A 15,837-nucleotide genomic window follows, 5' to 3' on the forward strand; every position below is an offset into this window, starting at 1 on the left:
GACTTTGCTTTTTGTGTTAACTTAATGCGTAATCCTTTTCCTATGATAAGCGATTACTTTCCTCACCCACTCTTGTTTGGCGTAGCGGATGCCCCCTTTATTTTTTTTTCTATCCAATACGTTCTTTCCTACGATACGCTGGTATTTTTTCCTAAATAAATTTTTCTTTATTTTTAGCGGCTTTAACTCATTTTCCAACAGCGATCTATTATTGCCTCTTGCTTTTTTGATTCGCGCGCTGATCGAAACATACTTGTCATTATCCGCTGTAGCCATTCTCAAGCTGTCGTCTGTTATGGTATTGAAACGGTTCACGAATTGCTGCGCCGTCTGGTTCATTCGCTGCCGCTCCTCCCGATTGTTCAGGATTTGCATGAGGACAGATTTTTGCTGTTTTAAAGTAAGGATAGCCTTTTGTAGGACCGCGGGATCTGTGGTGCTGTCAAAGTGGGTTTTGTCGATTTCTTCGTACTTCTTACTCTCTTCGACCAGGTTGCTTTCGTCCGTCGATTTCACGTTGTATAGCTCCGTTAAGCGCTCATATACGCTCTGAAGATCGATATAGGCCGCTTCTCCTTGATTTTCCGACCATTGTCCAATGAAATGGCTAAGGTGCTCTTCCTCCATATCGGTCGCCTTTTGTTCCAGCGCCACGGCAGGGTCGCATATCACCGCGGTAGGGGCTTCGGTGATGCTGTTGATTTTCTGATAGATTGCCTGGTTCTGCAGCTTAAGGGCATGAATTAGATCTATGCCCGTCACCTCGGCAGCTAACCCTTTGGATACGTCTCCGTAGTCCGCTACCTGATTCGCATAGCCGCTAATCCATTGGGAGGAAGGAGATGTGTTCTTTAGGAAGTCGGTCGGCAGCTGCTGAAACATGGAGAAGTGAATGCCTTGGATACCGGTCGTATCGGTCAGGCTCGTGTTTACATCATGATCGGCCTCGGCGCCTTTTCCGTCGGAATACTTCAGATGAAAGCGCGCGGAGGTCGATTCATCGTAGTAATTCAGCTCGGCCTCGTTCATGGCCGCCGAGTACTGCTTGTAGGAGGAGCCATCCTTTTTAACGGGATTGCCGAATTGACCCTTTACCAGCTTCGCGTCGGCATCCCATTTGTAGGGCACGCGCACCGGTACCTGGATTTCCCACGGTTTATTGGAATCGATGGCAGTCAGCACGCCAAGGCCCAGCAGTTGATCCTGGTCCACACTGAAATTAAGCTGATCGTATCTGACATCGACGGTATAGTCGTAGACCGTACCGATATCCGCCTCGCGGAGCATTTGTTCGATGGTGTTATTATAGGCCTGCTGGTTGTTGATGGTATCCTGCGGCGCCACGTTCCATTCATTATCCGCCTCTGGTCCGCGTACAATCTGATAGCCTATGAGATGGCCGCCGTTATACGTTGTCTTACGGCCGAAGCGATTGCCCTCGCGAAGCTGCATTTCCTCGTAGCCCAGATTTCCGATGGCCGTCACTTCCTGACTGTCCTGGCGGTCCTTGGCCGAGCCCGATTTCTTCACGCGTGCCGTTACGCTGTGCGGACGGTCGCAGGTGGCGCCCAATTTATTCGTATACTGAAACCAGTTATCGTTGACGTTCGCTCCGTAGGTGTGCTTAATGACGCCATAGAACGTAGGCAAGCCGGAATCGGCGGACACGGAGGTGAACTTGCCGTCATCGCCCTCAGCTGTTTTCAGATCGTCGACAGTGTAATCCTGCTTGTAGCTCGATTCCATCTTGTTAAAGCTTGCTTGTGCGACAGGCTGGGAGGCAGAGCTTGTACCGCTGTCGCCAGACAGGGAGCTGCGCAAATAGTTCGCAGTCGCCCGGTTGCCGTAGGCGCGGGACATTTGCAATAACCCTGCGGCAGCATAGGAAGCGGGTGGTACGGAGCTGACCCGCCGGGCATTCGTATGGCTTACGCCGGATTTACCTCTCCCGGAGGAGGATTGTGATTTTGCCGAATGATTTTTCAATCGCAGCCGTTCCCTTCATTGCACTATCGCCATGATTTAACAATTATATTGTAGCTTGAACCTGGGCGGCTTGGAAAGATGAATTGCTTCTATCCGTTGGAAGAAAAATCTCGGAGGGAAAACAGGAAATACCATTGGCAATAGAGAAGAAAACAGGGACCGGATGTGGTAAAGCATAGCGGTAACGCTTCGCTTCTTGATAATCTATGGCTGATACGCTGCCGCGTTCTGCTGGAAAGGTGGAGGGGAATGGATTCTTGGATTACAGCCGCGTTAGGCTCGGAGCGGTTCGAATTATTTTCACTGTCTCATGGGCTGGCAATGGGTTTCACGATAGCGGGCATTCTCTTACTATTTTTGTTCAGAGACAGGCTGCAAGAAAAGCGGGCTGCTCAGCTATGCCGATGGTTCATCGCGGTGGTTCTTGTGGTAACGGAAGTGGCTCTGCAAGTATGGGGGACGTCGACGCAGGAATGGAATGCCGCCGAATGGCTTCCGTTCCAGCTTTGCAGTCTGAGCTTGATGCTATGCGTGTATATGCTCCTGATGAAGAGCAGGCGTGTGTATGAATTTGTGTATTTTACGGGGATCGGCGGCGCAGCGATGGCCATTCTAACGCCTGCTTTGTCGTATCCATTTCCGCATTTTCGTTTTTGGCATTTTTTTATTGCCCATGCTTTTATTATGTTCGCTTGTTTCTTTGCCACGTGGGTCATGAAGTTTCGTCCCACGCTTCGTTCCGTCGGCACGACGATCTTGTTTCTCAACGGCTATTTGCTCTTTGTGTTCGGGGTCAATGCGGTAACGGGAGGCAATTACATGTTTGTTTCCCAGAAGCCCTCGCAAGGAGGCTTAATGGATGCTCTCGGGGATTATCCGTGGTATTTGTTATCTCTGGAAGGCATTGCTGTCGTTCTGTTCCTGCTCATGTATGTTCCGTTTTGGATTGGAGCTAAATCGGGGCTTGGTAATGCAGCACAGAGCCAAATTGTTACCAAGCAGGATTAGGCTGGAGCTTGCGGATTTCTAAATCACGAGGGTTATCCCCAAAAAGTCCATTGTGTATGAACCGGCCAATGCATCAGCAAAATTAGAATAGACAATAGATGGCAAATCACGGTCATAACAACCGAAAATGATGAAGGAGCTATATTGAATCACCCGCACAATAGCACATGGAATGCCGAACGGGCAAGGCTAGAGCAAGTTAATAACAGCTTATTCGTCTAGTTAAATGACGTGTTCACCACTAAATCGATACATTGTATACACCAACCAAAGTTAAATCCGGCCCGCACATTGCCCAATGTCAGTGAAGTGCGAGGCCGGTTTTTTGTGCTAAAATGAAAGCGTAATCTTTTGGTGCAGAACAAATCGGGCAAAGGGTGAGGACCAGGTGTCGAAGGTGCGGATTGGAATTGTGGGGCTTGGCGGCATGGGGGAAGGGCATGCGAAGTATTTGACCCGGGGAGAAGTGCGCGGAGCCGAGCTGACTGCGGTTTGTGATATGCGACCGGAGCGGCTGGAATGGGCACAGCGGCAGTATGGCCCGCAGGTGGCCTGCTTTGATAACGTTGAAGCGATGCTTACGTCCGGCACAGTGGACGGTGTTCTTGTCGCCACGCATCATTATGTGCATCCCGAGGTGGCGATTCAGGCTCTGGAGAAGGGGCTGCATGTGCTTGTGGAGAAGCCGGCTGGGGTATACACGAAGCAGGTTCGGCTGATGAATGAGGCGGCGGATCGATCCGGCAAGGTGTTCGGCATTATGTACAACCAGCGGACGAATCCGCTATACGCGAAGCTGAAGGATTTGATTGCAGGCGGAGAGCTCGGAGAGATTCGAAGGACGAATTGGATTATTACGAATTGGTACCGATCTCAAAGCTATTATGATTCAGCGGGCTGGCGGGCAACCTGGGCGGGAGAAGGCGGCGGCGTGCTTATTAACCAGGACCCGCATCAGCTGGACCTGTGGCAGTGGACGACCGGGCTTATGCCGAAGCGGATACGGGCGTTCTGCTATTTCGGCAAGCACCGCCGCATTGAGGTGGAAGATGAAGTAACCGCTTATGTTGAATATGAGAACGGGGCCACGGGCGTGTTTGTAACAACGACCGGTGAAGCACCGGGGACGAACCGGTTTGAGGTTGCCGGAGACCGGGGCAAAATTGTCATTGAAGACGGCAAGCTGACCTTTTGGCGGCTGCGGGTGCCGGAGCCGGAATTCAACCGGACGTATACCGGCGGCTTCGGGTCACCGGAATGCTGGAAGTGCGAGGTGCCTACGCCAGGGACCGGCGGGCAGCACAAGGAAGTGACACAGAACTGGGTCGATGCGATTGCGAAGGGAACGCCGCTGCTGGCTCCGGGGCAGGAGGGCATACACGGATTGACCTTGTCCAACGCTATGCTGCTGTCAGCCTGGACAGACAACTGGGTGGATTTCCCGCTGGATGAAGAGCTGTTTCACCGCCTGCTGCAGGAACGAATTGAACAATCCGCTTCCACTCGGAGCAGCAAGTAAGGCAGACAGACCGGCTAAGGAACAAAGAAGCTTCTAAACCGATCGGTGAATAGAGCCGGGGCGTGAAGCAGGATAACAAAATCGAAAACGGGAGGCAAGGAACGATGAAATTATCCGTTTTTACAGTGGCAACACCGGATTTGACCCCTGAGGAGCTGGCGGCGGCGGCCAAACAAGCCGGTATTGACGGCGTTGAGTGGCGTTACAAAGAGATTCCGGCCGAGCTTCAAGGCGAGAATCCGTCCTTCTGGCGCAACAACCTGTGCACAATGAACCCTGCCGGGGATGAGGCTCATCTGGATCGTTTCAGGAGAGCGGCGGCGGACAATGGATTGACAACAGTCAGCGTTACGCCGTATTTGACGGCAGGCGATGTGGAAGGGACGGAGAAGGTGCTTGGCACGGCAGCCAAGCTTGGTGCGGGGTTCATTCGGGTAGGTGTGCCCGGTTACGACCGCAGCCGGCATTTTAATGAGCTGTTCGAGCTGGAGCGCCGTTATTTGCAGGATATTGTTCCGCTTTGCAAGCAGTATGGCGTGAAGGGTCTAGTCGAGACGCATCATGTCACGATTGCGGCCAGCGCCAGCGCCGCATACCGGCTGGTCGAAGGACTGGATCCGGATGCCATCGGCATATTGTATGATCCCGGGAACATGGTGCACGAAGGCTTTGAGAATTACCGCATGGGTCTGGAGCTGCTTGGGCCTTATTTGGCCCACGTGCATGTGAAGAACGGCACATGGCGGCCGGAGCTGACGGAAGAGGACGGCAGTACGGTCTGGAAGTCAGGCTGGAGCCCGATAAAGCACGGGATGGTCCCGTGGAGACAGGTAATTCAGGATTTGCAAGCAGTCGGTTATGACGGATATCTCGGCGTGGAGGATTTCAGCGGCACGTATTCGTCGAAGGACATGCTGCGCCACTTTGCATCGTATATACGCAGTCTGCTCTAGCTTTGGCGATCCGGCTGCCCTTACGAAACAGGCATTTGCCCTTATACAGGGGGCGGTGCCTGTTTTTTTGTGCTGGATTCTGCCCCTATCTAGATGAACGGGTGCTCCTGTTGTTACGTTGATACACGGAGCGGAATCTGTGGAACAGGCCGGATGGAACAGGAACGGAGGCCCCAGTTCTCCACTGCCTGAAACGGGAACGCAGTCTTACGGTCAGAAACGAGATGTATCCGTTTTCAAAATTTTTACAAAAATAATGATAAAGAAGAACCCTGCTGCGACCGATATTTAAAAGTAGACATTTTCAACTTCATTCAACGTAGAAAAAGGGGATCAGGTATGGCTTCCAAGGGCGCAGACATCATTCGTACGTTATTAATTCTAGGCTCCGTTCGTCAAACGGCAGGGCGTATTGTTTTATCCACGCTGGCAATAATCCTGACTTGCGTCGGGGTTATTTCGTATACGTTTTATGCTCCGACGTCCAATGAGGTGCAGAAGCAGTCGGAGAGACAGATGGAGTTGAATTCGAATTTATTGGCAAGCAAAATTGACGCGAACCTCGCTGAAAAACGGGCCATCGTTCAGGTTATTGCCCAGCAGGGCTCGGAGCTTGGCGCCGATCGGCAGAAGCACTTGGATTTCATTGTGAAGGCCCAGAAGCAGCATCCGGAATTTGTATCCATGTTTTACTCGCCGGACTTGAGTGGAGCCAATAGTGTTAACATCAGGGGCGATTCGGTCGATTATTCTGATCGCCCTTACATAAAACAGGCGCAGGAAGGCAAGCCGTTTGTTTCAGACCCTGTTATTTCCAAAACCACGAAGACGATGGTCGTTGTTATTGGGGCCCCGTTAATGAAGGATGGCAAAGTGTACGGATTTTACGGTGCCTCCTACGCCATCGATCAAGCCGTCCAAAGTGTCAGCTCGGCTCAATTCGGCGAAACCGGCAATGCGTTTATGACACTGCGCGACGGAACGTTCGTTTCTTTCCCGGATGAATCGTATATTTTGAACAAAAAAATGTCCGATTTAGGCAGTACAGAGCTGGATTCTGCCCTGACGGATGCGTTACAAGGCAACATGCATCTGATCCGTTATGTGGAGAACGGCCACCGCAAAATCGGTTATATGAGTGTAACGGATTCCAAATGGGTTATTACGGTGTTCGCGGCGGAAAGTGAAATTATGAGGCCGGTGAACGATTTGCTTGATTTGATGATGAAGGTTGGAGCAGGCATGGTTGTCATCGCCCTTCTCATTAACATCCTGATTGCCCTGCGGATTGTTTATCCGATTCGCCAGCTTACGAGAGGCATTGATTTGCTGGCCAGCGGAGATTTGACTCACCGTATCCCGGTAAAGGGCAAAACGGATATTAGCCTGGCACTGAAATCGTTTAATGCAGCCGGAGAACAGATGCAGGGACTGATGAAGGAAGTTCACAGCTTGTCCGAGCAATTAACGGAATCGTCGCAGCAGCTGGCCGCCGGAGCGGACCAGGGCGCGCAGGTGGCGCAAAGCATCTCGGAAGCCATTCAAGTGGTGGCCGAGAGTTCGGAGCGCCAAACCTCCAGCGTACAGGACGGCAGCCAAGCAGCGGAAAATATCGCCGCCCAAATTGAAGGCGCAGCAGCGCACAGCACGGATGTCGCTTCGATTGCTGCCGAGGCATCCAGCCTGTCGGATGACGGGGCGGCATCGATGGAGCAGCTCACCAGGAAAATGTCCGAAATGGAGCAGGGGATCGGAGAGTTGGCTGCGACGATCCGCAATCTTGCCGGCTTGTCCCGCAAAATCGGTGACGTCGTAGGCGTAATTAGCGGAATTGCCAAGCAAACGAATATTCTTTCCCTGAATGCGGCCATCGAGGCATCACGTTCCGGAGAAGCGGGCAAGGGCTTTGCTGTCGTAGCCGATGAAATCCGGAAGCTGGCCGGTCAGTCGATGGAATCGGCGGAGCAAATCGCCGGTTTTATCGAGGGCATTCAGCTTGAAACCGAACGGACGCTGCACGCTTCGGAGCTGACCGTAGCTCAAGCGGCTGAAGGGCGTCATGCGGGCGAGGAAGCGGGAGAGCGGTTCGCCCGCATCCGCGTCTCGATCCAGCAGGTGGCGCTAAGCATCCAGGGCGTATCGGCGGCGGCGGACGAGATTGTGTCCGGCACGAATACGCTGGTCGGATCGATACGCCTGATTGCGGATTCAGCTGCCGAAACTGCGGCGGAATCCCAGAACGTTTCCGCAGCTGCCGAAGAGCAAATGGCTTCGATGGAGGAAATGGCTTCCGCTTCAGCCGAGCTGGCTAACATGGCAGGAAAGCTGCGGAGCCAAATTCAGCAATTCAAGCTGTAGAGTCCGCAGCGGTGCACCTATATAGTCACTATCCCCCCATTCCGCATGAAGGTATGCCGGAGCGGGGGATTTTTTTACGAATGCCCGTAAACGTGGTATTCTGGACGTAATGAACCGGCAACACATTATAGGGTCAAGGGAGGATTGCAGATGGCTGAATTTGTCATATATCCCGGCACGCTGCAGCTATCCTACAGGATGTCCCATCCCATTGAACCGGTGTTTCACTCGCATGCGCTGTATGAACTGTATTTTTTCCATGAGGGCCGTTGCAATTATTTAATCGGAGATCGCATCCATGTGCTGTCTCCGGGCGATGTCATTCTCATGAACGGGATGACGCTGCACTGCGCCAAAATCGATCCGTCGGTTACCTACGTCCGCTCAACGATTCATTTTGACCCGCATTCCCTGGCTCCCCTGCTCGCGCCCTTTGAGCCGCTGGAGGTGCTTCAGCCCTTTCAGGAGCTGGGGAACTATCGTTTTTCCCTGCAGGGTGAGGCTTTGGCCGAGATGAATCGGCTGCTTGCACGGATGCAGGAGTTAAAGGAACAGCAGGACGCAGTCGGTGAGGCCCGGCTGAAGCTGGCTCTGGCCGATTTGCTCTTTGCAGTGTACGAGCACTGCCAATCTCCGCTTAAAGACAAGAGAGAGCTTCCCAGCGATAAGGAAAAGACAGTGCAGCGCATGATTTCGTATCTGGACCGGCATTATATGGATGATTTTCATCTGGATGAGCTGCAGGAGCATCTTCATATGAGCAAATATTATCTGGTCAAAATGTTCAAGGAGATTACCGGGGTCACGATCTTCGATTTCTTGTACCAGCGACGTATTAATCAGGCCAAAATTCATTTCCTGATGGATTCGCAGCTGTCGGTGACGGAGGTTTGCTTTCGGGTCGGCTTCAAGCATTTGGCGCATTTCAGCCGCGTATTCAAGAAGCAGGTGGGCAGCACCCCGGAACGCTTCAAGCGGGAAGCCCGCAGCAATGGCGATGTTCTTACAAAGCCGGAGTAGCCTTATGCCAGAATCCCGGCGGGCGTTAGGGCTCCGTATGACGAGGGCCGGCCGCATGCCTTGCACGCTGTCCGGATCGTGGAAGCGAGCGGGCAGGTCCGCCAAGAGAATGCAGCGGATACAGCCGGAATTAGAGCAGGCTTGCTCTGGCGGCGCGGGGCTGCATCGTGTATGATAAAAATGGAACGTTTTAATCCGTGAACCGATGTTGGGGGAGTTGAACGAATGGAACAGTGGCTTGCCTTTGCCCAGAGCCAGTGGTACTGGGTCATCATTGCGCTGGTTGTGATTCTGATCGTCATCAAAATTGTAAAAACAGTCGTAAAATGGGTCATCGTGCTGGCGGTGCTGGCCGGTCTGGTGTACTACGGCTCATCGTATGTGGATGACCTGAAGTCGGCCGCCGTAGCGGTGGTGGGACAGCAGGGAGATTTGCGGGATATGGCGCTGAAGGCGTTCGCCGGGGAAGACGCGTCCTTCAAGCAGAACGCTGACGGAACGTTTACGATGACCAAAAGCGGGATAAGCTTGGAAGGAAAGGCAGGCTCAAATGATGTCAAAATCTCGTTTAAAGGCCAGTCCATAACCATCAAAGCAGACGAAGCGCTGAATAAAATTATCGAGCAGGCTCAAAAAAATCAGCAATAATCGATTTCAGTCTGAACGAAAACGAAAGGACATGAACGAGAAGAAAGCAAACAAATTCGGGAGGTGCTGTCATGCCAAACGCGGTTTCGATTCTGCTCGGCGCATTGCTCGCCCTTTCTATGCTGCAAGGAATCCGGCGGGGGGCGGGCGGCTCGGCCAAGCATTTGTTTGTGCTGGTTTCGGAAACGGCGCTCCTCTGCGGAGCGCTGTATTTGTCTTGGCTGGGCGCCGGCTGGCTGTCTCCGCTTGCGGCGGAGTGGCTCAGCGGCCCTCAGCTTCAAATGCCCGCGGGAGAGCTGAGCGATCTGCAGCAGGTCTATTATACGGCTCTGACCGGGCTGCGGGATTTTTCCATGCTGCGATTTACGGTTCTGCTTGTAATGGGATATATCCTTTGTAAAAGCGTTCTGTCCTCGCTGTGGTACGGACTGCATCAGCGCTGGCTGAGCAGTCGTCCTCCTTCAGTGGCTTTGGCTGCTGGAGGCGGAAGCGGCGGCGCGGCGGCAGGTCCTCGGGGCGGCTATGGGTTTGGCCGCATCTTGTTCAACGGAACCGCCGGGGGCGTGCTGGGCGGCATTCACGGCGGGCTGCGCGCATTGCTGGCTGCTGCCGTGCTGTACGTGTATATTACGCTGCTGCCGGGGGCGCCGTTTGCGTCATACATTCAAGACTCCGACCTGTACCGGCAGGCGGCCTCCCAGGTGTTTGCTCCCGTAGCGGGACCATTTCTGGCGGAGCAGCTGCCGGTGCTGGCCAAAGCGCTGGAGGAAGAATATGCGGGAATTTTGCGCCGCAAGTACGAGATTGTGGATGCCAGCATCCCGGACGATATTTCCGCAGCAGCCAGGCAGATCACCGCAGGGCTGGACTCGGACGAGCAAAAGGCCCGTGAGCTGTACAAATGGGTGGGAACCCGGATCACGTATGACTGGGACAAGGTCAAGCTGTATGAGGAGCAGCGGATTTGGAAGGAACAGACGCCGGAGGATACGTTTGCGACGCGGGAAGGCGTATGCATTGACTACTCCCGTCTGTATGCGATGATGGCCCGGGCGGCCGGGCTGGATGTCAAGGTTGTTACGGGACTCGGCTATGACGGGCGTTCCAGCTACGGGCCCCATGCCTGGAATGAAGTGTATTTGTCTGAGCGGGGGGAGTGGGTTCCTCTCGATTCAACCTGGGTCGCCAGCGGCGGGGATTGGTTCAATCCGCCTAACTTTGCGAAAACGCATATTAAGGAAGCTTAGCCTGGTCAGACGGCTGGCGATAGCGCGAAGAGGCGCATAAAGGCTGCAAGCTGTTTTTTCGGATGATGCCGGAGGAACGGCTTTTTTGTATTGGAAAAGCTGAGGCGAGTCGCTGCCTGACAGGAACCAGGCACGGCTGCTTCCCAACTGGTATCCCGCCTTCTGTTTATGGTACACTTGATACTATGATCCGGTTTGTTTGCCACACCGGGAGGAGTGCAAAATTCAATGAATCCATTAACACGGAAATACAAGGCGGTTTTTTTTGATGCCGGAGACACACTGCTGACGGTTCCCGCCGCGAGAGAAGTGCTGCAGCGGTTTTTGAGCGAACGGTCCATTGAGATTGATGTGAATGAAATCGGGGCGATCTTCGAGGATGCGTTCCGTAAATTGTATTATGACAAGCCGCTGGACCAGTTTGAAGCGTGTACGCCGGAGACGGATCGCGCCTTCTGGGCAAGCTTGTACGCTTTTATTTTGCAGCATTTGGGTGCTTATGAACGGGTGGACGAGAATGTTATTCACCAGTGGTGTCATGAGCTGTACGATTTGTATACCGCACCGGAGCAGTACTCCTTGTTTGAGGATGTGCGGGAGGTGCTGGAGGGGCTTCAGGCGAGAGGCTTTCGTCTGGGGCTGATCTCCAATTTCGCCCCGACGCTTCGCCATATTTTGGAACAAAAGGGCATTCTTCATTACTTTGATCCGGTTATCGTGTCCACAGAGGTCGGCCTGGAGAAGCCGAATCCGGCCATCTTTACGCTGGCGCTGGAGCAGGCGGGCCTGCAGGCGGACGAAGTGCTTTATATTGGCGATCACGACAAGAATGATCTGTGGGCTCCGGCCCAGGTCGGCATAGCCGCGGTCAAGATTAAACGCTACGATTATCATACCGGCGAAGGGATTCATTCCCTGCGCGAGCTGCTGGAGCAGCTGGCCTGATTCTGATTTTAATTCAATTAAGGATGGTTACGAATGAACCTCATCACTAATGGGGATGACCCGCAAAAGAAAGAGCTGCAGCGTAAACGTCATTTTTCATTCCGTCTGAATTTGTTCTTCTTTGCGACGTTCGCGCTGTTCTCGATCCTTATCGTCCGGCTGGCGATGCTCCAGTTTGTTCAAGGCGCGGAGCTGAAGCGGCAGGAGCTGTACTCGACGGAGAAACCGACGCCAATCGCGCCGATACGCGGCAATATCTATGATCACAACGGATATGCCATTGCGACGACAACACCGACGCAATCGTTGTTTTTCCGGATGGAAAGCGGTCAGAAGCTGGAGGAAATTAAGGACCTGGCGTACCGGCTGGAGCAGATTTTCAATTCGTACGGCAGTCCGGGCAAAGGGCAAATGACGGCGGCCGATATCGTGAAGAAGATGGATTTCGGCAAGGACATTGAAGGCAACGAGGCGCGGATTATTACACCCAACTCGGTTCCTCGCCGCATCAAGGCCGATTTGTCCAAGCAGGAAATGGCTTATTTCGTAGAGCACCGGGATGAATTCAAATGGATCGAGATTACGGAGGAAAGCATCCGGACGTACAATACGAAGCGGATTGCGGTCCAGCTGGTCGGCTATTTGAGGCAGTTCTCAGCAGCGCGCGAGCCTAAAAACGGTCTGCCGTTCTACAAAAATATCGCTTCCATCGAATATCCGGAACCGACACTGCGCTATATCGATAACGAAGAGGTCGGCTATGACGGCATCGAGCTGCTGTATCAGGAGGATCTGCGCGGGCTGAACGGTGTGAAGTCGTATCCGGTCAACGCGTCCAACAAAATCATCGGGCAGGTAACCATTACACCGCCGAAGAAGGGCAACAACCTGTATTTGACCATCGACAAGGATGTGCAGCTGACAGCGCAGCAGGCGATTTTGGACAACATCAGCGAAATTAACAAAGCCGTCGGGAACAGCTATAAATATGCGCCGAGCGCCAAGATGGGCTTTGCGGTTGCGATGGAGGTGGATACCGGAAGGGTAGTGGCGATGGCCAGCATGCCGGACTACGATCCGACGGTTTGGCAGGGCGGCACCATCAGCTCGAAGGATTACAGCGAGAATGAATTTTACCTCCGCAACGGCACTATCTCTGAGGTGCGCCCGAAGTATAAGGAGCAGGCGGATTTAAATAAGCATGCCACGTCGCTTGTCTATCTGGGCTCCACGATCAAACCGCTGTCCGTGCTGGTTGGCCTGAATGAAAAGCTGTTCGGTCCATACGAGCGATATAACGATACCGGGATATTCGAATTCGGTAAGGATAAATCGACCATCTCCAACTCGGATGGCAAAGCCTACGGATCGATTAATGCCTCCGAGGCGATCTGGCATTCGTCCAATACGTTCATGTCGGCGATGATCGGCCAGCGGCTGTTTCAGAAGCAGGGCGGCCTGGATATTTGGGACAGCTACATGAAGCAGTTCGGACTCGGCACCTTAACCGGCAGCGGACTGCGCGGGGAATCGGAAGGCATTCTGGACTATGTAGCCGAAGCGAAAAAAGCAAGCGCCCAGTCGGCCCTAATCCGTTCTTCCTGGGGCCAGATGGGGAAATATACGACGCTGCAGCTTGCTCAGTATACAGCGATGCTGGGCAACCGCGGCAAACGCATGAAGCCGATTTTTGTAGAGAAGATGACGACCACGGACGGCCAGATTGTCAAAACCATTGAGCCGGAAGTGCTCAACGAAGTGAACATGCCGAAGGAATACTGGGACATCATCGAGAGCGGCATGGTCAAGGTGTTCAAAACCGGGTTCGACGGCGTAACCTATTCGGTCGCGACCAAGACCGGTACATCGACCCAATCGATAGCAGGAAAGCTGATTGACAATGCCGTGTTTATTGCGTATGCGCCGGTAGAGAAGCCGAAGCTCGCCGTAGCGGTCGTTGTGCCGGAAGGCGGGTATGGCGCCTATGGCGCTGCGCCGATTGCACGCAAAATATTCGACGCATATGATCAATATTTCGGATTAAATGGTGTGCCGAAGGCCGGAAGCGTGCAGGAAGGCCCGCAAACACAGCCATAACAAAGGCTTTGCAAATAAAACTGAGATACGCCATGGTAACCGGCTTGACTCGATTCCTGCATAGGGACGAGGAGCGGAACCGGGGCGTATTTTTTTGTTCAAAAAAAGTTGCATCAAGGAAACATATTTGTATATAATAAAAAATAAGTCATAAGGTAAAAAGAGATGGATGCAGCAAAAAAGAGTGGAGGAGAACAAAACATGCTGATGCGGGGAAATCAACATGGCTCCCGGAACGGAAGCGAGAACGAGTCAAAGAAGGGGAGAAAACGCGGGGCGCGGCTGGCCGTGCTGGTGACAATGCTGGCCCTGCTGCTGGCGGGCTGCAGCGTATCCGGCTCCCAGTTTACATCCGGCAGCGGCAAGCTCAAGGTTACTGCGACAACGGGGATGATTGCCGATGCGGTGCAGCATGTCGGGGGCGCCCATGTGGAGGTTATCGGTCTTATGAAGGCCGGAGTCGATCCGCATCTGTACAAAGCAACCTCGGGGGATACGAAACGGCTGGATCAGGCGGATATTATTTTTTATAACGGACTTCATTTAGAAGGAAAAATGATCGACATGCTGGAGAAGCTCGCGAAGAAGAAGCCGACCGTGGCCGTTTCCCGCCAGCTGGATCAAGCCCGTTTGCTGAAGGGAGATCCGGAAACAGAGACGGAATTTGACCCGCATATCTGGTTTGATGTGCATATTTGGATGAGTGCGGTGGAGACGATCCGGGATGAGCTTGTCAAGCTGGATGCAGGCAACTCGGAGGCATACCGGACCAATGCGGCGGCTTATCTGAAGCAGCTTGAGGAGCTGGATGCCTATGCCAAATCGCAAATCGGCTCCATTCCGCAGCAAAGCCGGGTTCTCGTAACCGCGCATGATGCCTTCAATTATTTCGGAAGAGCCTACAATATAGAAGTTACGGGATTGCAGGGAATCAGCACAGCATCCGAAGCCGGCGTCAAGGATGTCAGCAAGCTTCGGGATTTCCTGATAGAACGCCAGATTAAGGCAGTATTCGTTGAATCCAGCGTACCGCAAAAAACAGTCCAATCCGTCATTCAGGGCGCGAAGGAAAAAGGCCATAGCATCTCGCTGGGCGGGGAGCTGTTCTCCGATGCAATGGGGGAGAGCGGAACGCCGGAAGGCACATATATTGGCATGGTGCGGCATAATGTGGATACCATCGTCAAGGCATTGAAATAAAAGGCGCCGCCTCTGGCGGCTGGGGGAGTGGGAACGCTTGAACGCAAATAAGAATGCCGGCTTGTCGGAGGCGGGTTCGCCCGTCAATCAGCAGAAGGAGGCTCCGCTTGATATACAGGGGCTGACCGTTGCCTATCAGAAAAAAATCGTTCTTTCCAGGGTAAGCTTCTCCATTCCGGAAGGAAAGCTTATTGGCATCATCGGCCCGAACGGCGCGGGCAAATCGACGCTTATCAAGGCGGCGCTTGGCCTTATCCCGCGTCTGGACGGGGAGGTTCGGATATACGGAAGGCCGTATGCCGAGCAGCGCAAGCTTGTCGGTTATGTGCCGCAGCGGGAGTCGGTGGATTGGGACTTCCCGACCAGCGCGCTGGATGTGGTTACGATGGGACGCTACGGCCATCTGGGCTGGTTCCGCCGGCCGGGCGCCCGGGAGCGGCAAATTGCTTTGAATTGCCTCGATCAGGTGGGAATGGCCGATTTTGCGCATCGCCAAATCAGCCAGCTGTCCGGCGGGCAGCAGCAGCGCGTGTTTCTCGCCAGGGCACTGGCTCAGGATGCCACGCTGTATTTTATGGATGAACCGTTTGCCGGGGTGGATGCCGCTACAGAGAAGGCCATTATTACCCTGCTCGGCCAGCTCAAGGAGCGGGGCAAAACCGTGCTCGTCGTTCATCACGATTTAGCTACAGTGAAGGATTACTTCGACTGGGTGCTGCTGCTGAACGAGCGGGTGATGGCTATCGGCCCGACTGAAGAGGTATTCACCCGGGAGCAGCTGCAAATAACGTACGGGGGCCGGCTGGCCGTGCTGGATCGCGACACGGAAGCCTTCATCCCCCGGTCGAGGTGAATT

Annotated in this window: 12 protein-coding genes; 11 read left to right on the top strand and 1 reads right to left on the bottom strand. The window is 53.5% G+C overall.

Annotated features, from left to right (window positions below):
* Positions 1–21: 21 nt before the first annotated feature.
* Positions 22–1,986: a hypothetical protein gene (locus WBG83_RS06970; protein WP_336743883.1), complete on the bottom strand. Its 1,965-nt coding sequence runs from the start codon at positions 1,984–1,986 to the stop codon at positions 22–24.
* Positions 1,987–2,235: 249 nt separating this feature from the next.
* Between WBG83_RS06970 and WBG83_RS06975 the strand changes: the two genes are divergently transcribed.
* The 11 genes from WBG83_RS06975 to WBG83_RS07025 all read left to right on the top strand — a co-directional run bounded on the left by WBG83_RS06975 (position 2,236) and on the right by WBG83_RS07025 (position 15,834).
* Positions 2,236–2,994, top strand: coding sequence for a YwaF family protein (locus WBG83_RS06975; RefSeq protein WP_336743885.1), 759 nt, complete (start codon positions 2,236–2,238; stop codon positions 2,992–2,994).
* 388 nt (positions 2,995–3,382) lie between these two features.
* Positions 3,383–4,513: a Gfo/Idh/MocA family protein gene (locus WBG83_RS06980; protein ID WP_336743887.1), complete on the top strand. Its 1,131-nt coding sequence runs from the start codon at positions 3,383–3,385 to the stop codon at positions 4,511–4,513.
* A 104-nt stretch (positions 4,514–4,617) separates the two neighbouring features.
* Complete coding sequence (locus WBG83_RS06985; RefSeq protein ID WP_336743889.1) at positions 4,618–5,466, top strand: sugar phosphate isomerase/epimerase family protein; 849 nt, start codon at positions 4,618–4,620, stop codon at positions 5,464–5,466.
* Between the two features lie 339 nt (positions 5,467–5,805).
* Entirely contained in the window at positions 5,806–7,824 is a 2,019-nt protein-coding gene (locus WBG83_RS06990; RefSeq protein WP_336743891.1) for a methyl-accepting chemotaxis protein, read from the top strand.
* A gap of 150 nt (positions 7,825–7,974) precedes the next feature.
* Positions 7,975–8,844: a helix-turn-helix transcriptional regulator gene (locus WBG83_RS06995; protein WP_336743893.1), complete on the top strand. Its 870-nt coding sequence runs from the start codon at positions 7,975–7,977 to the stop codon at positions 8,842–8,844.
* A 225-nt stretch (positions 8,845–9,069) separates the two neighbouring features.
* On the top strand, positions 9,070–9,492 hold the full coding sequence (locus WBG83_RS07000; protein ID WP_336743895.1) for a hypothetical protein: 423 nt from the start codon (positions 9,070–9,072) through the stop codon (positions 9,490–9,492).
* A gap of 71 nt (positions 9,493–9,563) precedes the next feature.
* On the top strand, positions 9,564–10,739 hold the full coding sequence (locus WBG83_RS07005; protein ID WP_336743897.1) for a transglutaminase domain-containing protein: 1,176 nt from the start codon (positions 9,564–9,566) through the stop codon (positions 10,737–10,739).
* A 228-nt stretch (positions 10,740–10,967) separates the two neighbouring features.
* The gene (locus WBG83_RS07010) at positions 10,968–11,684 is read left to right on the top strand and encodes an HAD-IA family hydrolase (RefSeq protein ID WP_336743899.1); all 717 of its coding nucleotides are present in this window, start codon (positions 10,968–10,970) and stop codon (positions 11,682–11,684) included.
* A 33-nt stretch (positions 11,685–11,717) separates the two neighbouring features.
* A complete protein-coding gene (locus tag WBG83_RS07015; RefSeq protein ID WP_336743901.1) occupies positions 11,718–13,781 on the top strand; it encodes a peptidoglycan D,D-transpeptidase FtsI family protein in 2,064 nt (687 codons plus the stop codon).
* Between the two features lie 300 nt (positions 13,782–14,081).
* Positions 14,082–14,981: a metal ABC transporter solute-binding protein, Zn/Mn family gene (locus WBG83_RS07020; protein WP_336743965.1), complete on the top strand. Its 900-nt coding sequence runs from the start codon at positions 14,082–14,084 to the stop codon at positions 14,979–14,981.
* A 61-nt stretch (positions 14,982–15,042) separates the two neighbouring features.
* Positions 15,043–15,834, top strand: a complete 792-nt coding sequence (locus WBG83_RS07025; RefSeq protein ID WP_336743967.1) for a metal ABC transporter ATP-binding protein — start codon at positions 15,043–15,045, stop codon at positions 15,832–15,834.
* Positions 15,835–15,837 lie beyond the last annotated feature (3 nt).

This window comes from Paenibacillus sp. y28 (assembly GCF_037137075.1).
In the GTDB taxonomy this organism is placed as follows: Bacteria; Bacillota; Bacilli; order Paenibacillales; family NBRC-103111; genus JBBBNV01.